Annotated in this window: 17 protein-coding genes; 4 read left to right on the forward strand and 13 right to left on the reverse strand. The window is 66.8% G+C overall.

Annotated elements, in window-relative coordinates; all coding sequences use genetic code 11:
• Positions 1-84: 84 nt before the first annotated feature.
• Positions 85-1,344, forward strand: coding sequence for an IS256 family transposase (locus tag AC3WQZ_RS29625; RefSeq protein WP_058698953.1), 1,260 nt, complete (start codon positions 85-87; stop codon positions 1,342-1,344).
• A 112-nt stretch (positions 1,345-1,456) separates the two neighbouring features.
• Here the strand turns inward: AC3WQZ_RS29625 and AC3WQZ_RS29630 are convergent, their stop codons facing one another.
• The 4 genes from AC3WQZ_RS29630 to AC3WQZ_RS29645 form a co-directional block, all read right to left on the reverse strand.
• A complete protein-coding gene (locus AC3WQZ_RS29630) occupies positions 1,457-2,629 on the reverse strand; it encodes a thiolase family protein (protein WP_058698481.1) in 1,173 nt (390 codons plus the stop codon).
• A 4-nt stretch (positions 2,630-2,633) separates the two neighbouring features.
• Entirely contained in the window at positions 2,634-3,026 is a 393-nt protein-coding gene (locus AC3WQZ_RS29635; RefSeq protein ID WP_010810370.1) for a Zn-ribbon domain-containing OB-fold protein, read from the reverse strand.
• Positions 3,027-3,157: 131 nt separating this feature from the next.
• Positions 3,158-4,702, reverse strand: a complete 1,545-nt coding sequence (locus tag AC3WQZ_RS29640; RefSeq protein WP_010810371.1) for an acetolactate synthase large subunit — start codon at positions 4,700-4,702, stop codon at positions 3,158-3,160.
• Between the two features lie 76 nt (positions 4,703-4,778).
• The gene (locus tag AC3WQZ_RS29645; RefSeq protein WP_010810372.1) at positions 4,779-5,555 is read right to left on the reverse strand and encodes a GntR family transcriptional regulator; all 777 of its coding nucleotides are present in this window, start codon (positions 5,553-5,555) and stop codon (positions 4,779-4,781) included.
• A 328-nt stretch (positions 5,556-5,883) separates the two neighbouring features.
• Here AC3WQZ_RS29645 and AC3WQZ_RS29650 point away from each other — a divergent pair, with 328 nt between their 5' ends.
• Positions 5,884-6,381, forward strand: coding sequence for an acyl-CoA thioesterase (locus tag AC3WQZ_RS29650; protein ID WP_010810373.1), 498 nt, complete (start codon positions 5,884-5,886; stop codon positions 6,379-6,381).
• 53 nt (positions 6,382-6,434) lie between these two features.
• Here AC3WQZ_RS29650 and AC3WQZ_RS29655 read toward each other — a convergent pair whose 3' ends face one another.
• From AC3WQZ_RS29655 to AC3WQZ_RS29690, 8 genes are all read right to left on the reverse strand, one after another.
• The gene (locus AC3WQZ_RS29655; protein ID WP_011616688.1) at positions 6,435-7,853 is read right to left on the reverse strand and encodes a sensor histidine kinase; all 1,419 of its coding nucleotides are present in this window, start codon (positions 7,851-7,853) and stop codon (positions 6,435-6,437) included.
• Between the two features lie 238 nt (positions 7,854-8,091).
• Positions 8,092-8,295, reverse strand: coding sequence for a CsbD family protein (locus AC3WQZ_RS29660; RefSeq protein ID WP_010810375.1), 204 nt, complete (start codon positions 8,293-8,295; stop codon positions 8,092-8,094).
• Positions 8,296-8,396: 101 nt separating this feature from the next.
• Positions 8,397-9,005, reverse strand: a complete 609-nt coding sequence (locus tag AC3WQZ_RS29665; RefSeq protein ID WP_010810376.1) for a hypothetical protein — start codon at positions 9,003-9,005, stop codon at positions 8,397-8,399.
• Positions 9,006-9,326: 321 nt separating this feature from the next.
• The gene (locus AC3WQZ_RS29670) at positions 9,327-12,449 is read right to left on the reverse strand and encodes an efflux RND transporter permease subunit (protein WP_010810377.1); all 3,123 of its coding nucleotides are present in this window, start codon (positions 12,447-12,449) and stop codon (positions 9,327-9,329) included.
• 13 nt (positions 12,450-12,462) lie between these two features.
• Positions 12,463-13,662 carry an efflux RND transporter periplasmic adaptor subunit gene (locus AC3WQZ_RS29675; RefSeq protein ID WP_439669725.1) on the reverse strand — a complete coding sequence of 400 codons (1,200 nt, stop codon included), beginning with the start codon at positions 13,660-13,662 and terminating at the stop codon, positions 12,463-12,465.
• A gap of 54 nt (positions 13,663-13,716) precedes the next feature.
• Positions 13,717-15,099, reverse strand: a complete 1,383-nt coding sequence (locus AC3WQZ_RS29680) for a TolC family protein (protein WP_454750395.1) — start codon at positions 15,097-15,099, stop codon at positions 13,717-13,719.
• Between the two features lie 324 nt (positions 15,100-15,423).
• On the reverse strand, positions 15,424-16,581 hold the full coding sequence (locus AC3WQZ_RS29685) for an acyl-CoA dehydrogenase family protein (RefSeq protein WP_010810380.1): 1,158 nt from the start codon (positions 16,579-16,581) through the stop codon (positions 15,424-15,426).
• A gap of 484 nt (positions 16,582-17,065) precedes the next feature.
• Positions 17,066-17,926, reverse strand: a complete 861-nt coding sequence (locus AC3WQZ_RS29690) for a LysR family transcriptional regulator (protein WP_492301784.1) — start codon at positions 17,924-17,926, stop codon at positions 17,066-17,068.
• 124 nt (positions 17,927-18,050) lie between these two features.
• Here AC3WQZ_RS29690 and vapB point away from each other — a divergent pair, with 124 nt between their 5' ends.
• Positions 18,051-18,299 (forward strand): type II toxin-antitoxin system VapB family antitoxin, encoded by a 249-nt coding sequence (vapB, locus tag AC3WQZ_RS29695; protein ID WP_011616683.1) that lies wholly within the window; start codon positions 18,051-18,053, stop codon positions 18,297-18,299.
• A complete protein-coding gene (locus AC3WQZ_RS29700; RefSeq protein WP_492301785.1) occupies positions 18,299-18,709 on the forward strand; it encodes a type II toxin-antitoxin system VapC family toxin in 411 nt (136 codons plus the stop codon). The genes vapB and AC3WQZ_RS29700 overlap by 1 nt, the downstream gene beginning before the upstream one ends.
• A 127-nt stretch (positions 18,710-18,836) precedes the next feature.
• On the opposite strand, the gene AC3WQZ_RS29705 is transcribed toward AC3WQZ_RS29700, so the two are convergent.
• A complete protein-coding gene (locus tag AC3WQZ_RS29705; RefSeq protein WP_010810385.1) occupies positions 18,837-19,199 on the reverse strand; it encodes a hypothetical protein in 363 nt (120 codons plus the stop codon).
• Positions 19,200-19,306 lie beyond the last annotated feature (107 nt).

Below are 19,306 nucleotides of genomic sequence, written 5' to 3' on the forward strand. Positions count from 1 at the left end.
GCGTTGGGGTGGGGGCGACAGGCGGCCGCATGGACCTGTCAGAAATTTTGTGTTTAGGGCATAACATGTCGCCAAGGAGCATGTATGCCACGCAAGACGAAGACCAGCCAAGCCGCAGGCCGTGAACTGCCGGCTATTCCCGAGGACCTGATCGCTCATTTCGTTAAGGGTCCGATGACCGCCGAAGCGGTTCAGGACGCCTCGATGGCATTCAAGAAGGCCCTGATCGAGCGGGCCCTAGGCGCCGAGCTAGGCCATCACTTGGGCTACCAGCCGGGCGCGGAGCGCCCGGCTGGCACAGCCAACCAGCGCAACGGCAAGAGCGCCAAGACCGTTCTAACCGAGGATGGCCCGCTGCGGGTCGACATCCCGCGCGACCGCGACGGCAGCTTCGATCCGATCCTGATTCCCAAGCACGAACGGCGCTTCACTGGGTTCGATGACAAGATCATCGCCATGTACGCCCGTGGCATGACCGTGCGCGAGATCCAGGCGTTTCTGGCCGAACAGTACGGCACCGAAGTCTCGCCCGAGTTCATCAGTTCGGTGACCGATGCAGTGATGGACGAGGTCACCGCCTGGCAGGCCCGCCCGCTTGAGGCGCTGTATCCGGTCGTGTTCTTCGACGCGCTGCGGGTCAAGATGCGCGAGGATGGCGTGGTGCGCAACAAGGCCGTCTACCTGGCCTTGGGCGTGCTGCCAGACGGCACCCGCGACATCCTGGGCCTGTGGATCGAGACCACCGAAGGCGCCAAGTTCTGGATGAAGGTGTTCAACGACCTGAAGACCCGCGGCACGCAGGACATCCTGATTGCGGTGACCGATGGGCTCAGGGGCATGGAGCAGGCCCTGAACGCGGTGTTCCCGAACACGACATTGCAGACCTGCATCGTGCATCTGATCCGCAACAGCCTGGAATACGCCAGCTGGAAGGAGCGCCGGGCCGTGGCGGCGGCGCTCAAGCCCGTGTACACGGCCCCCAGCGCGGAGGCGGCGCTGGCCGAGTTGGAGGCCTTCGAGCAAGGGCAATGGGGTGAGCGGTACCCCCCGATCGCCGCGTCCTGGCGCCGCGCCTGGGATCAGGTGATCCCGTTCTTTACGTTCCCGCCGGCGATCCGCAAGATCATCTACACGACCAACGCGATCGAGAGCATCAATGCGCAACTGCGCAAGATCATCAAGACGCGGGGCCACTTCCCCAGCGATGAGGCGGCGACCAAGCTCCTGTGGCTGGCCCTGCGCAACATCACCGGGAAGTGGGGCAGTTCAACGCATGACTGGAAGGCTGCCATGAACCAGTTTGCGATCCTCTACGAGGACCGCTTCACCCATCCGCATCGTTGAGATAATGCTGGCTCACCGGTCGAATTGACGGTGAGCCTTTACCTGCCCTGCACACAAAAAAACTGACAGGCCCGGCCGCATGGGGCCAAGCCAATAGCCCCCCGCTCCCGCCTTAAACCGTCGCCGCAGTCCCCAGAATCGCCGTAGCCTGACTAGACAACGTCCCTCCATTCCCATGCACAACGGCAACCTCCGCATCCCTCACCTGCCGCTCCCCACACTCCCCACGCAACTGCCGCACCGCCTCAATGGTGATGAACATCCCATACATCCCAGGATGCACGCATGACAAGCCACCGCCATTGGTATTCACCGGCAGCCGCCCGCCCGGCGCAATGCCGCCACCGCTGACAAACTGGCCGCCCTCACCCTTGGCGCAGAAACCCAGGTCTTCCAGGAACAGCAGCGTGTTGATGGTGAAAGCATCATAGAGCTCGGCCACATCGACATCCGACGGCTTGAGCCCCGCCATGGCGAAAGCGCGCTCGCCGGATTCCTTGGCAGCCGTGACGGTCAGGTCCGGCATGCACGAGATCTGCCGGTGCCACGTGGCAGTGGCATTGCCCAGCACATAGACCGGCGGCTTGGCCAGGTCCCTGGCGCGGTCCGCGCGCACCATCACATAGGCGCCGGCGCCATCGGTGACCAGGCAGCAGTCACGCACGGACAGCGGGTCCGACACCATGCGTGCATTGAGCACATCATCGATGCTGAGCGGGTCTCGCATCATCGCTTCCGGATTCAGCTGCGCCCACTTGCGCGCGGCCACGGCGACCTCGGCCAGGTGCTCGCGCGTGGTGCCGTACTGGTGCATATGGCGCGCCGCGGCGAGAGCATATGACGTGATCGGCTGCAGCGGGCTGTACGGGTGCTCATACGGCTGCGGGTCCAGCACCGCGCGCACCTTGGAGATGCCGGCGCGGCCAACCGTGGAGGTGCGCTGGTTGCTGCCATAGCAGACCAGCACCGCATCGCACTGCCCCGATTCCAGCGCCATCATCGCCGGCAGCATGTGCGAGACAAAGCTGGAGCCGCCGATCATGGTGCTGTCGACAAACTTGGGCTTGATGCCAAGGTACTCGGCCACCGGCATCACCCACATGCTGGCGCCGACGCTGGCGGTGGCGATGCCGTCGATGTCGCGCATCGACAGCCCCGCATCCCTGACGGCGGCCTTGGCGGCCTCCACCAGGATTTCCATTTCAGTCTTGCCGTGGGCCTCGCCCAGGCCCGCCTGGCCGACCCCGACGATGGCGACGCTGCCACGCAAATTCGACAAACTCATGGCCTCAGCCCTCCACCGGATCGAACACGACGAGAGCGGCCTCGCCTTCCTTGCCCTGCGCCACGCGTGCCTGCACACGCATGCCGATGCGCACGCTGGCGGGCGCAATGCCTTCCACGCGGCTCATCATGCGCACGCCCTCATCCAGGTCGACCAGCACCACGTTGTAGTCGCCGCCGGCATCCGGCTTGCGGCGGATCACGCTGGTGGAGTAGACCGTGCCGGTCCCCTTGGGCTCGACCCAGGCGAGCGTGTCGCCGCCGCAGTGCGGGCAGATATTGCGCGGGAAAAACACGTGGCGCTTGCAGTCCTGGCAATGCTGGATGCGGAACTGGCCAGCGGCGAGCTGGTCCGCGTAAGCCTTGTCCGGACCCACCGCCGCTTGTTGTTGGGGCATGGAGTCTCCTTCACTTTTGATGGTGCCGCCATGGACCTGCCATGGCACAGCAATCAGCTTGCCGCAGTCTGTGCATTGCAACAATTCACATCTGCCGAAGGCTGGATTTTTGAATCCGGAAAGCGCTGCGCTCAGATCACCAGTTCGATCACAAACGGCCCCCTGCGCGCATTGGCCATGCGGAACAGGTCGGCAAAACTTTCCATGTCCCTGGCCTGCGCGCCCTCCACGCCCATGCCGTTGGCCAGCTTGACCCAGTCCAGGTCGGGATTGCCGATATCCAGCATGTCCAGCGCGGTCTTGCCCGGGTTGGCGCCTACGCCCGCGAGCTCGCCCAGCAGGATGGCGTACTTGCGATTGGCCAGCAGCACCACGGTGACGTCGAGCTGCTCGCGCGCCATGGTCCACAGCGACTGCAGCGTGTACATGGCCGAGCCATCGGCCTGCAGTGCCACCACGCGCCGGTCCGGCGCCGCCACCGCCGCGCCCACGGCCAGCGGCAGGCCTTCGCCGATGGCGCCGCCGGTCAGCTGCAGCCAGTCGTGCGGGGCCGCATGGACCGTGCCCGGATAGAAGGCGCGGCCGAAGCTGATGCTCTCTTCCACCACGATCGCCTGTTCGGGCAGCAAGGCGGTCAGCGTACGTGCCACCGCCTCGGACGTGACCGCGCCGCGGGCGGGCTCAACGGATGCGGGCGCTACGGCAGCCGGCAGCGGTGCATTGCGTGCACCCACCTCGTCGGCCAGGCGGGCCAGCGCTTCGGCAAGGTCTTCCTCCGGGCGTGCCAGCACGTGGATCACGGCATCTTCCGGATACGGGCGCGGCGACTTGCCCGGGTAGGCAAAGAACGTCACCGGCGCCGGTGCGCCGACCAGGATCACGTTGCGGATGCCGGCCAGCTTGTCGCGCGCGACGTCGCCCGAATATGGCACGCGGTCCACCGCCAGGCGGCCGCTGCCGCGCGACACGCGCGCATTGGACATGGGCGAGATCAGGCGGGCGCCGGTGGCCGCGGCAATGCGGTGCGCATCGGCCAGCGGCGCCTCGCGCAGCGCGCTGCCCCCCAGCACCACCAGCGTGGGCTGGCCCGAGCGCAGCACGCGCGCGGCCTGCTGCACGGCGTCGGGCGAGACCTTGGGCACCGCCAGCGGCGGCAGCGGCGCGGCCACCACGCCGCCCGCATCCCAGCACACATCGGAAGGCAGGATCAGGCTGGCGACCCCGCCCGGCGCGGCGCATGCGGCCTGCACCGCGGACGAGGCATCGGCGCCGACGGACGCAGCCTGCGTGGCCGTGCGCGTCCACACCGAGACCGGACGGGCCCAGCCTTCGGTATCCGCGGTCAGCGGTGCGTCCAGCGGCCGGTGGTAGGTGGCCTGGTCGCCGATGATGTTGACCACCGGCGTCTGCGCGCGGCGCGCGTTGTGCAGGTTGGCCAGGCCGTTGGCCAGCCCCGGGCCGCAATGCAGCAGCGTGGCGGCGGGCTTGCCGGCCATGCGCGCATAGCCATCGGCCGCGCCGGTGACCACGCCTTCGAACAGGCCCAGCACGCAGCGCATGCCCGGGATGCGGTCCAGCGCCGCGACGAAGTGCATCTCGCTGGTGCCCGGGTTGGCAAAGCAGGTGTCCACGCCGTTGGCGAGCAGGGTCTTGACCAGGCTCTCGGCGCCGTTCATCGGTTGGGTAGTTTCCATGTCTCGGGTTCCGCTCAGGTTCTGGGTCAGCAGGTTGGCATTGGTTGCACGGGAGGCGTCAGGCCGGGCACGGCCGCGCCGCCAGCAGGTCGAAATCCAGGCAGACAAAGTCGGTCGGGAATTCGATGCGTGCGTAGTAGACGATCAGCTCGCCGCGCTCGCCCGGGACACAGGCGAAGCGGCGCAGCTCAGCCACCGGCGCGCCCACGGCAAGCGCCAGCGCGGCGGCGGATTCGGCCCCGGCCGCGACGATCGACAGGCGCTGGCGCGCGGTGCTGACCGACAGTCCGGGGAAGCGGTCCAGCACCGGCACCGAGGCGCCCTGGCGGAAGGCCTCGGGCTCGCGCGCAAAGACGCCGGCCTCGATATAGACCTCGCCCACCGCGAACGGCCGTCCTTCCAGCCGGTGCAACCGGCGCAGGAAGTGGTATTCGGCGGCGCGCTCACCGGGGCACGGCATGCCGAGATCGGCGGGCAGCGGCACGTTGCCGGCGGATTCGACCATCGCTTCGGTGTCCAGCTGAGCGCCCACCGCCACCGCCTCGTCCCAGCTGGTCGACAGCGACACCTGCCGCCGCGACTGGCACGGCGCCTTGACGAAGGTGCCGCGCCCGCGCGAGCGCGCCACCAGCCCTTCTTCATCGAGCATCGACAAGGCATGGTGCATGGTCATGCGCGCCACGCCGTACTGGCGGCACAGCTCTTCCAGCGACGGGATGCGCTCACCCTCGCGCCAGGCGCCGCTTTCGATCTGGCGGCGGAAGATGGTGGCCAGCTGCAGGTAGACCGGCTGGCGGCTGCGCGCGAGGAGTTCGCTGGACGTGGTGTCTGCCATGCGGCAAGGGAGGTTGGGAAACGCCGGTGAACGTCGGGGAAAAAGGGCGAGGCGTGGGCCGCCCGGAGGCAGCCTGGCCGGACGACTATATAAAAGTCTACAAACCTAGACTACTAGGGTTAACGCCGATCCATGCCGCTCCGGTATTGCCAGGCCCGGGCGTGCATTCCGGGACTTTTGTCGCCCGTGCGTCACGCGCCGGAACGTGCCGCAACCCCCACTTCAGCGCCCACCTTGACACTGCCCAAGCGGACAGAATGCCACCATGCCCCAACCTTCCCGGGGGCAGGCGTGGCTGCCGCTTGCAGCCATCTCAAGGAGTCAACTTATGTTGATGCGAGACGTGATCCCCCAAATCCTGAACCGCGGCGCGGCCCAACTGGCGCCCGACGCGTTCGAGACCGCTTCGCACAAGACCTTCCACCATGCGATCGACATCTACCTCAAGGATTCCAATGCCTTTATGAACACCTACTTCGCCCGCTATTTCGAGTGGCAGGGTATTTGCCGGGAGCGCTGGTTCCATGAATGCATCCACGACAACCTGCTGGCCGCGGGCGGCGTCTTCGTGACCAAGCGCGCGCACCAGGAGTATGTCGAGGAGACGTTCCCGTTCCAGCGCGTGGATTGCTACCTGAACACCTTCCAGGTCCGGCAGTGCTCGGCCTACCTGCTGTTCCGCTTCTGCGTGGGGGGCAAGCCGGTGTCGCTGGGCTACCAGCAGATCGTCTTCGCCGACCGGCAGAAGCGCATCACGCGCTTTCCGGCGGGCATCATCGAACGGGTCAGGGAATATGAACTGGCGCTGCCGGCACTGGCCAGCTGAGCCAGGCGCGGCTGACCCCGCGCGGGTCTGAATCCGGCACCGCCGGCCGTGGCTCAGCCGGCGGTGCTGGTGCGCAGCCGGCTGTCGGCCATGGCGGTGAAGCGCGGCAGGCTGAGGGTAAAGGTGGTATGCACGGCCGGCACCGACTCGCACTCAATGCGCCCGCCGAAGGTCTCGATCACGCGCCGGCAGAAGGCCAGGCCGAGGCCGGCACCGGTGCCATGCGCCTTGGTGGAGAAGAACGGATCGAAGATGCGCGGCATGACGTCGGCCGCAATGCCCGGGCCGGTGTCGCGAAAGCGGATCACGTGGTACTGGCCCTCGGTCGCGCCGGTGATGTCGATGCGGCCGCCGCCGGCCGCGCGGATCGCATGCAGCGCGTTCTTCAGCAGATTGAACAGCACGTAGACCAGCAGCGTGTCGGAGCCGACAAAGCGCCAGCCCTGGTCGATGCCGCGCACCTGCACGCAGCCGCGCTCCTCGCCCTGGAACGGGTAGCGCTCCAGCGCCGCATGCACGCAGTCGGCAATGCCGTGCGGGGCAAAGCTGCTGCGGTCCAGCCGCTCCAGCGTGACCGAGGCCAGCGCCATGTCGATCACGGTGCTGGTGCCATCGACTTCCCGCGTGATGGCGCCGACCAGGCTCGACACGCGCTCAAGCTGGCCGGGCCGCATGCGGTCCTCGCACAGCCCCTGCTGGACCGCCAGCCGGTAGCCGTGCAGCACCTGCGGCCAGGTGCGCGCCAGCTCCTGCGCCTGCATGCGGATGGTCGCCAGCGGCGTGCGCACCTCGTGCGCCACGGTGGCGGCCAGCGAATACGGATGCATCAGGTCGTAGCGCACCACGCTGACCGCCAGGATGCCCAGGCTTGCCGCCACGAACACCACGCCCGGCGGATAGAAGGCCGCGCCATAGTTGACGGCGTAGTCCACCGCCGCCAGCGAATAGAGCGCCACCGCCACCAGGCACAGCTTGTAGCGCTTGCGGCGTTCGGCGGTTGCATTGCGCCGCGCCGCCACCAGCAGCCAGGCGCTGCGCAGCGCCACCAGCACCGTCTGCACCAGGTGCAGCGGATGCAGCGGGCCGGCCCTGGGATAGTCGCCAAAGAAATAGCTGTAGTAGCCGGAGACCACCTGGTCGGTGGTCAGCAGCAGCACCGCCAGCACCAGGCTCAGGCCGTACGAGGCCAGCAGCAACGGCCGCTCGCGGCGGCACTCGGTGACTTCGGCGATGAAGTGGTAGAAGGTGGTCGGCAGGAACAGGATGAAGAGGTAGCCGAGCCGGGCCAGCATCAGCGACACATCGGGATGCGAGGCCTGGAACAGGAACACCCACGTGCCCTGCCAGGCGAAGGTGGTCACGCACAGCAGGAAGAACGAAGTGGAGACGCGCGTCACGCCCTTGGTCACCAGCACATAGAGGCCGTAACCGAGGAAGATCGACGAGACGAAGGCGGGCAAGGCTGCGTACATGCGGAGCGCGAAGGCAAGCCGGGCGGATGGCAGGGTCGGCGACGCGACATGTTATGCCCTGCGCGGGTGGCGCGTGCATCATTCGGTTGCATTCAGAGCTAATCCGCGCTTAATGCTGTGCGATACGCGCCGGCATACCCCTCGTTCCGGGGGTGCCAGGTTCCGAGCACGCGCCGCACGCAAAAAGCAAGGCGGGACGCCCGCTGGCGTCCCGCCTTGCCTAGCTGCCACGCATTGCTTACCAGCGCGTGTCCCGTTCCCAATCCTTCATTTCTTCCTCGGCGCGCTCCTTGGTGTAGCCATAGCGCTCCTGGATGCGGCCGGCAAGCTGGTCACGCTTGCCGTTGATCTGCGCGATGTCGTCGTCGGTCAGCTTGCCCCACTTCTCCTTGATCTTGCCCTTCGCTTGTTCCCACTTGCCTTCGATCTGGTCCCAGTTCATCTCATGCTCCTTCATCCGGTGGCAAGGGGGCGCATTGGAGGCGTCCCCTTGCGGGTGGTGCGGTGCGTGGCCCGCCAATGCTGGCGGGATGCCGCGAAGGCTTACTTGCCGTACTTGGCCTTCACATCGGCCTGGCACTTGTCCTTGGCATCGCCCGACATCGCGTCGCAGCGTTCCTTGTCGGCCTTGTAGGCGGCGTCGGTGGCGTCCTTCTTCGCGTCGGCGCGGGCTTCCGCCACGTCGGCACGCGAACCGGTCGCCGCGGCCTTGTCGACCTTGGCAGCCATCAGTGCCTTTTCATGGGCGGCCTTGGCGTCCTTCTTGCAGACGTCCTTGTCGTTGCCCTTCTTGTCGTCGCACATTTCCTTGGCTACGTCATAGTCGCGGTCAGCCTTGGTCTTCTCGGCCTTGGCGGTCGCCTTCTGCGTGCCGTCGCGGCGGGCTTCGGCCTGGGCCTTGGCCACATCGCGGTCGCGCTTGGCCTCGGCCTTGCAGACGTCCTTGGCGTTGTCCTTCATGCCATTGCACTTGGCGGAGGCAGCCTTGTAGTCCGCATCAGCCTGCTTCACCGCGGCGTCATAGTCTGCCCTTGCCCCGGTTGCAGTCGTTCCGGATGCGGTTGTTGGTGCGGTCATCTGCGCCAGCGCAAATCCCGCCGGTGCGGCAACCATCATCGAACACACTGCTGCAGTCAGCCATTTCTTCAACATGTCGATCTCCTTTCCGGGTGATTGCGTAAAGGTACGCATGAGAGGCCGGCGGCTATGCTGCTGGCCATGCCGTAAGTACAGAGTAGGCCCGGGGGGGTATGGGAAGCAGGCGTCCGGTTCCGAAAGGCGCGTCAGACTATTCCGACATTGCAATGCGGGCGAGGCACGCGGCGGGGCATGCACCTGGTTGCTGGAGGGGGGATGGTGCGGTCAGCGCGTCATGTGCGCGACGGCGGGCGAGCATGCGTGCCGCAGAACAAGGCGCCCCTCTCCCGCGCAGCGGGAGAGGGGCGCAAATTGCCAGTGAAGTCAGGGCGGTCGTCAGCCCAGAATCGACGGCGTCAACCGGTTCTCGTCAGGCGCTTCGCCCTCTTCGTCCGGCCAGTTGCGCCCCACCATCCATTCATACAAGGTGGGCAGCACGATCAGCGTCAGCATGGTGGCGGTGATCAGCCCGCCGATGATGACGATGGCCAGCGGGCGCTGCGTCTCAGAGCCGATGGCGCGAGAGATCGCCATCGGGAACAAACCCAGCATGGCCAGCAGCGCGGTCATCAGCACCGTGCGCAGCCGGTCCATCGAGCCGGTCAGCACCGCCTGGCGCACCGGCATGCCTTCATCGCGCAGCTGGTTGAAGTAGGTGACCATGACCACGCCATTGAGCACCGCCTGGCCGAACAGCGCGATAAAGCCGATCGCCGCCGACACCGACAGCGGGATGCCGGTCAGGAACAGCGCGAACACGCCCCCGATCAGCGCGAACGGGATGTTCGAGATGATCAGCGTGGCGCTCTTGAACGACTTGAACGCATTGAACAGCAGCAGGAAGATCACCAGCACCGACAGCGGCACCACGATCGAGAGCCGCGCCATGGCGCGCTCCTGGTTCTCGAACTCGCCCGACCAGCTGATCTTGACGTCGTCGGCCTTGACGTTCTTCGCCACCAGCTTCTGCATGTCCTTGACCACGCTGCCCATGTCGCGGTCGCGGATAAAGATGCCGATCGAGGTGGTGCGCTGGCCGTTCTCGCGGCTGATGTTCATCGCGCCGGATGCCGCGCGGAACGTCACCAGTTGCGACAGCGGCACCTGCGCGCCGTCCGCGGTCTGCATGAAGATATTGGGCAGGTTCGGCAGCGCGCGCTCCGACGGCTTCAGGCGCACGGCCACGCTGAAGTGCTTCTCGCCCTCCCACAGCTCGGTCGCGGCCTTGCCGGCCAGCGCGGTTTCCATCAGGTCCTGCACGTCGGCGACATTGATGCCGTAGCGCGCGGCCTGGGCCCGGTCGAACTCCAGCACGTACTGCGGCAGTTCGCCGTCACGGTCGATAAAGGCGCGCATCACGCCCTTGACCGTCTGCACGTTGGCCAGGATCTGGTCGGCCACCTTCTTGTTCTGCTCCAGGCTGTCGCTCTGCACCTTGATCACGATCTGGCCCTTGATCTGCGAGATGCTCTCCAGGATGTTGTCGCGCACCGGCTGCGAGAAATTGGGCTCGATGCCGGGGAGCTGGCGCAGGTTCTTGTCGATCTCGCCGATGATGGCGCGCTTGTTGAAGCCGTCGCGCCATTGCTTCTCGGGCTTCAGGTCCACCAGGATCTCGACGGTGTTGATCAGCTTGGGATCGGTGCCGTCGTCGGGGCGGCCCACCTTGGAGATGGTGGTATTGACCTCCGGGGTCTTGCGGATCACGCTGCGCAGCAGCCGCGCCTGGTCGCGCGCCTCGTCGATCGAGACCGATGCCGGCAGGTCGAAGCTGACCCACATCGAGCCTTCGTCCAGCTCGGGCAGGAACTCGCTGCCGAGGAACTTGCCCACGCCCACGGTCACCACCAGCAGGCCCAGCGCCGAACCCACCACCAGCTTCTTATGGTCCAGCGCCCAGGCCAGCATCGGCTCATAGAGCCGCTTGCAGTGGCGCACGATGAAGTTGTCGTCGTGCGCGATGTTCCTGGTGAGCAGCAGGTGGCACAGCAGCGGCACCAGCGTCAGCGAGAGGATCAGGGAGCCGATCAGCGCGCCCGTGACCGTGTAGGCCATCGGCGCGAAGATCTTGCCCTCGTGCCGCTGCAGCGTGAAGATCGGGATGTGCGCCGCAATGATGATGACCATCGAGAACACGGTCGGACGGCCCACTTCCGTGGTGGCCTGCAGGATGGCATGCAGGCGCGCCTTGCTGTCCTTGATCTGCTGCGCCTTGAGCTCGCCCAGCCGCTTGAAGATATTCTCAACCACGATCACCGCGCCGTCGACGATGATACCGAAGTCCATCGCGCCAAGAGACAGCAGGTTGGCTGGAATACCCACCCAGGTCAGCCCGATGAAGGTCGACAGCAGCGCCAGCGGGATGATCAGCGCCACGATCGCCGCGGCGCGCACGTTGGCCAGGAACAGGTACAGCACCGCCATCACCAGCAGCGCGCCTTCCACCAGGTTGCCGAACACGGTGTGCAGGGTCTTGTCGATCAGCGTGGAGCGATCGTAGTACGGCACGATCTTCACGCCCTTGGGCAGGATCTGGTCGTCCAGCAGGTCGATCCTCTTCTTCAGCGCCTCCAGCACCAGCGACGGGTTCTCGCCCTTGCGCATCACCACGATGCCCGAGACGATGTCGTCCTCGTCGTCCTGGCCCATCAGGCCCTGCGGCGGCGCGCTGCCGACCCTCACGTCGGCGATGTCCTTGACCAGGATCGGGGTGCCCTGGTTCTCGGCCACCACCACGTTGGCGATATCGGCCGAGGTGCGGAAACTGCCCAGCGAGCGCAGCAGGAACTGTTGCCGGCCGTGCGCCACGGCGCCGCCGCCGGCATTGGCGTTGGCGCGCTGCAGCGCGGTGAACAGCTGCGACAGCGAGATCTTGGCATCGCGCATGCGCGCCAGGTTGGGATTGACCTCGTACTGCTTGATGGTTCCGCCGATGGTGACCAGGTCGGCCACGCCCGGCACCTGGCGCAGGTTTTTCTCCACCACCCAGTCCTGCAGCGTGCGCAGCTCTTGCGCGGTATAGCCCTTGCCGGCCAGGCGGAAGCGGTAGATCTCGCCGATCGCGGTGGACAGCGGCGCCAGGTCCGGATGCACGCCGTCGGGCAGGTCCACGCTGCGCAGGCGCTCCAGGATCTGCTGGCGCGCGGTCACGTCGGTGGCGCGGTCGTTGAAGGTCACCATCATGAACGACAGGCCGAACTGCGTATGCGAGAACACCCGCACCGCGTTGGGCGTTCCGGCCAGCGCGGTTTCAATGGGGATGGTCACCTGGCGCTCCACCTCTTCGGCGGCGCGGCCCGGGTACAGCGTGATGACGTTGACCTGGATGTCGGAGACATCCGGGAAAGCTTCGATCGGCAGGTTCTTGAATGCAGCCAGGCCGCCCCCGACGAAGATAAGCAGGCCCAGCCAGACAAAGAGCTTCTGGTGCAGGGCAAAGCTGACGATGCGCGAAATCATGTGGCGGCCGTCCTCACTTCTTCTCGGACGCACGCGCCGCGTTCACGGCAGTGGCATCGCGCAGGATGTCCTGCAGGTAGAGGTTGCCGTCGGTGATCACGGTCTCGCCGTCCTTCACGCCTTCAAGCAGCTCGGTGGTGCCGGGCAGCGTCACGCCCACGCGCACCAGGCGGCGCTCGAAGGTATTGGCGGCGGTGCGCACGAACACATAGTTGCGGTTGTCGGCCAGGAACACGGCCTTGGACGGCACGGCGATGCCCTTGAACGACGCGGCCGGCAGCTTCGCGGTGACGAACATCTCTGCCTTCAGGCGCCGCTCCGGGTTGGGCACGTTCAGCCGCACCTTGATACTGCGCGCGGTGGGATCGACATAGTCGGCAATCTTGACCACGGTGCCGGAGAAGGTCTCGCCGGGCCAGGCAGCGGTGGTGAGCTGCACGTCCACGCCCGGCTTGAACAGGCTCAGGTCGGCCTCGCCCGCATCGACCTGCGCCCACAGCGTGGTCGGATCGGTCACCAGGAACAACGGCGCGGCGGGCGGCTGGTCGGGGCGCAGCTCCATGCCGAGGTTGATGTTGCGTTCGACCACCAGGCCGTCGATCGGGCTGCGCAGCGGAAAGCGCTGGTTTACGATGCCTGAGGCGCCCGCGCCGCCCGCGGCCGCGCCGTACTGGGCCAGCGCCGCCTGGGTGCGCTGCAGGTCCGCCGCGGCGCGCGCGGCGTCGGCCTGCGCCTGCTCCAGCTCCTTCTGCGCGATGATGCCGGCGCCGTACAGCTCGCGCTGCCGTGCCAGCGCCTTGGCCGCGACCGCGCTGTCGGCGGCGGCCTTGCGCGCATCGGCCTGGGCCACGCCGAAATCGGGCGAGGTCAGGCTGGCCAGCGGCTGGCCCGCTTTCACGGTGGCGCCGGGCTGCACCAGGATCTCGGTGACGCGGCCGGCAAACGGCGTCGACACGCGCACGGTCTTGTCCTCGTTCCACACCAGCCGGCCGGGCAGGCTCAGCATGCGCTCGCCGCCGGTCCTGGCGGCTTCGCCGGCGATGCCCGGCAGCGTCTTCACGCTGGCCGGGAACTGGATGGTATTGCCGCTGACCTTGGGATCGTCATCGGCCTTGGGCGCTTCAGACTTGCCGCAGGCGGCCAGCGCCAGCGCGCACAGGGACAGGGCAGCAAACCGTGCGGGCAGGCCGGCGGGGAAATGGACGGAAGACATGCGGCGGGACATGCGTGACAGGAGGGAGTGCATTGGATTCGCTGGGACTGCGGTTCAGGGACGCGAGCTTGTCGCAGTGCCGGTCGTGGAGGTCTGCAGCGCGGCGCGGTAGGCCGACAGGGCCTTGGCGTAATCGCCCTGGGCGCTGACGGCATCGAGCCGGGTCTGGCGCAGCGCGCGGCGGGCATCGAGCAGGTCGAGCACGCCGGTGGCGCCCTTGCCGTAGGCAAACTCGGCGCTGCCGGCCACGCTTTCGGCGGCGGGCAGCACGTCGTCGCGCATCTGCCGCAGTGACTGGCGCGCGGCTTCGAGCTGGCTGCGCAGCCGTTCCATCTCATTGCCGGCTTCCAGCAGCACGCGGTTGCGGTCGTCCAGCGCGGCGTAGTAGTCCACCTCGGCGCGGCGGGCCTCGCCGCCGTTGCTGTGGCGCACGTACAGCGGGATCGTCAGGAACACGCCGTAGCTGTTGCCGCTGCCGTTGGTATTGGTGGCGGAAACCGGATAGTGCTCAGCCTGCGCGCCGACGGTCACGTCGGGCACGCGGCCGGCGCGCGCCAGGTCGCGCGCGGCGGCGGCCGCGGCCAGGCGGGCCTCGGCCGCTGTTACGTCGGGGCGGCGCTGCAATGTGTCGGGATCGACCTGCGGCACGGGCGTATCCAGCGGCGGCCAGTCCGGCACCAGCCGGTTGCCGGCAAGCGTGCCGGGCACGCCCATGGCCTGCGCCAGCTGGGCCTTGTCGCGCGCGTGGTCGGTCATGGCCTGGCGCATGTCGCTCTGCGCGCGCAGCGCGTCTAGCTGCAGCTTGGTCACGTCGGCGCGCGAGACGTCGCCGGCCTTCAGGCGGGTCTCGCTGGCCTGGCGCGTGCGGTCGTAGAGCGCCAGCATCTCCTTGAACACCGCCACGCGCTCCTGACTGACCACCGCGTCATAAAAAGCCTGCTCCGCGGCGGCGCTCTGCTGCGCCACCACCGCCTGCACCACTTCGCCGGCGGCCGCGCTGGCCTTGCGCGCGGCGTCCACGCGCAGGCCGCCCTTGTTGGCGGTCTCGATCAGCTGGTCCACGCGCAGGGTGGAATCCACGGTCTTGCTGCGCAGGTTGCCCGAGCCGATGCCGGCATGCGGGTTGATATTGGTCACGCCCAGGCTCAGCACCGGATTGGGCCGCTGCGAAGCGATCTGTATGTCCGCTTGGCTGGCTTCGACGCCGCGGCGGGCGGCGATGATGTCGCGGTTGCAGCGCAGTGCGTCCAGGCGCGCCTGCGCCAGGGTCAGCGTCGCGCCCGCCGGCGGCGGCACGCAAGGACCGGCAGCATCTGCGGAATCAGCGGAAGGAAGCGGATCGGCGGGGCCTTCGGCGGCAAGGATTGCCGCGGGCCGGGCCAGAACCCCCAGTAGCAGCAGGGCACCTACGGCAATACGGGAAAAGACAAAAGGCACGGTCAGTCAGGCTCGGTTCGACAACGGTCTGCGGTAAACGACCGTGCTCGCCGAACGGTGCACCAGGGCGGCAAATATTCATCCGACCCTGATCCCGCCAATGCGGCCGCGAAGCGTGGCTGTCCTGGTGCGCCCTCGCCCGCTGTCCTGGTGCATCAGACGCCACCGGACACGATCTCCCGCACGCATTCAAACCGAATCGCATTACAAACGGCTTTCATAAAGCTGACAAAAGCCTTTAACTGGGCGAAAAGCCTAGCCAATCGGAAAACCATGAAAAACGGCACGGCCGTTACCGGCCGTGCCGTCTGCACTGCCGGCGGCTTACCCCTTCATGCGGTCATCCAGCCCCAGGCTGCGGCCGATGATCTCCTTCATGATCTCGCTGCTGCCGGCGTAGATGCGCGAGATGCGCGCGTCGGTGTACATGCGGCAGATGCGGTACTCCTCCATATAGCCGGCGCCACCGTGCAGCTGCACGCCCTCGTCGACCATGCGCCCCTGCAGTTCCGACGTGAGCAGCTTGGCCGACGCCGCCGTCTCCACGGTCAGCGTGCCTGCGTTGTGCTGCAGCACGCACTGGTCGACGAAGGTCTGCAGCGCATCCAGCTGCGCCCGCAGTTCGGCAAGCTTGAAGCGCGAGTTCTGGAACGTGCCGATGGCCCGGCCGAAGGCCTTGCGCTCCTTGACATAGTCCAGCGTGAGGTCGAACGCCACCTGCGCCGACGCCATGTAGCCGCAGGCGCCAATCAGCCGCTCTTCGGCCAGGTGGCGCGTCAGGTAGCGGAAGCCTTGGCCGGGCTCGCCCAGCACGTTGGCCTTGGGCACCTTGACGTTGTCGAAGAACAGCTCCGAGGTGTCCTGCGAGTGCAGGCCCATCTTGCGCAGCTTGCGCCCGCGCTCGAAGCCGGGCATGCCGCGCTCGACGATAAAGAGGCCAAGGCCATGGCTGCGCTCCGGATCAGTGCGCGCGACCACCACCACGTAGTCGGCCAGCTGGCCGTTCGAGATATAGGTCTTGGCGCCGTTCAGCACCCAGTGGTCGCCGTGGTCCTCGGCACGCGTGCGCATGCCGGCCAGGTCGGATCCCGCCTGCGGCTCGGTCATGGCAATGGCAAAGATCGACTCGCCGCGCGCGGCCGCCGGCAGCAGGCGCTGGCGTTGTTCCTCGTTGCCGATGCGACCGATATACGGCGCCACCAGCCGCGAGTGCAGCGTGCCGAAAAAGCCCGAGTCGCCGTGGCGCGCATTCTCTTCGATCAGGATCTGCTCATAGCGGAAATCCTCCACGCCGGCGCCGCCGTATTTCTCGTCGGCCCACATCAGCAGGTAGCCCTGCTCGCCGGCCTTGCGGAACACTTCGCGGTCCACGCAGCCCTGTTCGCGCCAGCGCTCGCCGTGCGGCCCCACCTCGCGCTGGTAGAAGCGGCGGGCGGATTCGCGGAAGGCGTCGTGTTCGGCTTCGAAGATCAGGCGTTGCATGCGGGGTCTCCTGGTGTTTTTGAGAGTGACCAGCTGAGTGTCTGCCGTGCAGCGTCTATGAGATTCGTCGGAAAGGATGATTTTTCCTCCCGCAGCCGAACGGCCCAGGTTTGAAGGAGAAGCCAGCTTGAATGCAATTTTATTGATATGAAGTGGAAATAACTTTCATTTACCCGCCGGAACGCTTTGCACAATACTGGAAGCACAGATACCTATTCGATGGAGCGGGGAACATGGAAGCCGTCCTCTGGATCGCCCTGGCGCTGGCACTGGTGGCGCTGGGAGGCACCGTCACCTGGCTGATCGGGACCCGGGTGCCCGAGCCGGTGTTCGAACGCGCGCAGCGGCATGGCCGCTTTGCCGGGCTGGAACCGCGCCCCCCCCCCCCCCCCCCGCCGGGTGGGGCGCGTGCGGCAATGGCGCCTGGTGGCCGTGCCCGGCCCGATGGGCCAACTGGTGCCGGTCCGGATCTGACCGCTTTGCGCTATTGCGGGAAATCCCAGCGCTGCGACCAGTCGGATTCTTCGCGCACGATGTCACGCAGGATGCGCACGGCATCCTGCGACGCCCCTGCGGGGGTCCTGGCGCAGACGAGGAATACCGGATAAGAGAACTCTGACGCGCCTTCCACGCGCGCCAGCACCCCGCTGTCCAGGTAGCTCTGCACCACGCGTGTCCGGAAATACCCACTGCCACCGAACTGCAGGATGTACTGCAGCGCCAGCGGCCCCAGGTTGAAGTACAGCGAGGCGCGCGCATGCTCCGGCAGCGCGCTGTCATGCTGGCAGCGGAATTCCGGTCCCCAGTCGATATAGACATAGCCGCCGTCGCGCTGCGTCGAGCGGATCAGGATCAGCTTCTCTTCCATCAGCGCCTCGACATGCATGCCGGGCGCGTACTCCGGCTGGTAGACCAGCGCCGCATCCAGCGTGCCTGACTGCAGCTTGCGCTGCAGCTCCGCCCCTTCCCCCACTTCCGCCCGCACCGCCTGCGCCGGCATCAGCTGGCGCAGGCGCGTGGTCCACAGCAGCACCAGCGGGCTGCCCAGGCTGATTTCCGTGCCGAAACGAAACAGGCTGGCCAGCCCGGCCGGCAACGGCAGCTCGCGGCAGGCCGCCTCCCAGGTCTGCACCAGCTGGCTGGCGTAGCCGAGAAAGCGCTGACCATCGGGCGTCAGCCGTGCGCCCGCCTTGTTGCGCTCGAACAGGCGGCAGTTGAGCTGCGATTCCAGGCTCTTGATGCGCGCGGTCACGGCGGTCTGGGTGACATGCAGCTTGTCAGCCGCGGCCAGCAGGCTGCCGGTGCGGACGACTTGCAGGAAGGTGCGGGCGAGATCGATGTCCATTGGGCGGGGAATTACCAGTGTGACGAATTGTAGGTAATGACAGACGAGATTGAGAATTATGGACGTACACACGCAGATGTACTTCTGATTGGATGGTGCTATGCTCGTACCTGCAAGGATGTACATGGAAACCACAATGCCTTTCACCCGGATCTTCCGTAACGGAAACTCCCAAGCGGTGCGCATTCCCGCGGAACTGGCCTACCCCGACACCGATATGCAGCTGGAAATCGAGCGGATCGGCGATGAGTTGCGGATCCGCCCCGTGCGACAGCGCCTGACGGGCCTGCTCGACGCCTTCGCCGCGTTCCCGGCCGACTTCATGGCACAAGGCCGCGGCGACCAGGAGCAGGCTGAGCGGGAGGGATTCTGATGGCCAGGTATATGTTCGACACCAACATGTGCATCTACCTGATGAAGCACCAGCCGCCCCAGGTGGCCGAACGCTTTGCACAATGCTTCGAGGGCGATGTGGTGCTGTCTGCGATCACCCTGGCCGAACTCGAATACGGTGTAACCGCCTCGGGCAATCCGGAGGCTGCGCGGCGCGCGTTGCACGGGCTGGTCGCGCGGGTCCCAGTGCTGCCGCTGAACGCCGAAGCCGCGCGCGCCTACGGCCCGATTCGTGCCGCCACGCACGAACGCAAGGCAGATGTCATGGACAAGCTGATCGCCGCCCATGCCATTGCGGAGGATCTGACAGTGGTCACGCGCAACGTGCGCGACTTTGCGACGTATCCGGGCCTGCGCATCGAAGACTGGACCGCGTCACCCCAGGCCTGAACTCAAATACCCCAGCCTTCCCGAACGACTTCATGTCGGCAGGGCGGGACGAACAGGAACAGGTCAGGCGCTAAAGGCCGCACTGCGCCACTTGTTTCGCCACCCTGCTCCCGGGAGCCCCGCCAGGTCAGCGCGCCGGCTGCGGCCGCACCGCCGCTGGCATGGCAACCGGCACGGCGCCTGGCGCCGGCGCGCTGCGCGCCTCGCGCGGCAGCCTCAGCGGCGCGAGGCCTTCCGGCTCCCGCAAGGCCAACCCATTGTCATAACCGGTGGCAACGGCCTCCAGGTATCCGGGCGCAAACTTCTGTTCCGGCGTCACGGCCTGCACGGCAGGCGCTGCAGCCTGCGGCGCTTCGGACTGGGCGCAGGCGACACTGTTGATGCATAAGCCCAGCACACGCAGCAGCGCCATGGCCTGGCGCGAGCGGTGCAGGATTGCGGGCGGGCGCGGCGCGGCCTGCCCTGTCTGGCATTGGGGTCGGGTGTACATCGGGGTTCTCCGGGAAGCCATTGCTGGCTGGTGGCACAACGAGCCGCGGCGCCGCGCTCGCTGTCCATTGCGCAATGACCGTGCCACCGCCACAAGGCTGGTTGCGG

The sequence above is a fragment of the Cupriavidus sp. FW305-26 genome, from assembly GCF_058787975.1.

Bases quoted from the DNA above. Each gene is read 5' to 3' on its own strand.
- AC3WQZ_RS29690 (WP_492301784.1), bottom strand. From the start codon at position 17,926: ATGGACATCGATCTCGCCCGCACCTTCCTGCAAGTCGTCCGCACCGGC.
- AC3WQZ_RS29645 (WP_010810372.1), bottom strand. From the start codon at position 5,555: ATGGCAGACACCACGTCCAGCGAACTCCTCGCGCGCAGCCGCCAGCCG.
- vapB (WP_011616683.1), top strand. From the start codon at position 18,051: ATGGAAACCACAATGCCTTTCACCCGGATCTTCCGTAACGGAAACTCC.
- AC3WQZ_RS29700 (WP_492301785.1), top strand. From the start codon at position 18,299: ATGGCCAGGTATATGTTCGACACCAACATGTGCATCTACCTGATGAAG.
- AC3WQZ_RS29650 (WP_010810373.1), top strand. From the start codon at position 5,884: ATGTTGATGCGAGACGTGATCCCCCAAATCCTGAACCGCGGCGCGGCC.
- AC3WQZ_RS29665 (WP_010810376.1), bottom strand. From the start codon at position 9,005: ATGTTGAAGAAATGGCTGACTGCAGCAGTGTGTTCGATGATGGTTGCC.
- AC3WQZ_RS29660 (WP_010810375.1), bottom strand. From the start codon at position 8,295: ATGAACTGGGACCAGATCGAAGGCAAGTGGGAACAAGCGAAGGGCAAG.
- AC3WQZ_RS29630 (WP_058698481.1), bottom strand. From the start codon at position 2,629: ATGAGTTTGTCGAATTTGCGTGGCAGCGTCGCCATCGTCGGGGTCGGC.
- AC3WQZ_RS29655 (WP_011616688.1), bottom strand. From the start codon at position 7,853: ATGTACGCAGCCTTGCCCGCCTTCGTCTCGTCGATCTTCCTCGGTTAC.
- AC3WQZ_RS29685 (WP_010810380.1), bottom strand. From the start codon at position 16,581: ATGCAACGCCTGATCTTCGAAGCCGAACACGACGCCTTCCGCGAATCC.
- AC3WQZ_RS29670 (WP_010810377.1), bottom strand. From the start codon at position 12,449: ATGATTTCGCGCATCGTCAGCTTTGCCCTGCACCAGAAGCTCTTTGTC.
- AC3WQZ_RS29705 (WP_010810385.1), bottom strand. From the start codon at position 19,199: ATGTACACCCGACCCCAATGCCAGACAGGGCAGGCCGCGCCGCGCCCG.
- AC3WQZ_RS29635 (WP_010810370.1), bottom strand. From the start codon at position 3,026: ATGCCCCAACAACAAGCGGCGGTGGGTCCGGACAAGGCTTACGCGGAC.
- AC3WQZ_RS29625 (WP_058698953.1), top strand. From the start codon at position 85: ATGCCACGCAAGACGAAGACCAGCCAAGCCGCAGGCCGTGAACTGCCG.
- AC3WQZ_RS29640 (WP_010810371.1), bottom strand. From the start codon at position 4,702: ATGAACGGCGCCGAGAGCCTGGTCAAGACCCTGCTCGCCAACGGCGTG.
- AC3WQZ_RS29675 (WP_439669725.1), bottom strand. From the start codon at position 13,662: ATGTCTTCCGTCCATTTCCCCGCCGGCCTGCCCGCACGGTTTGCTGCC.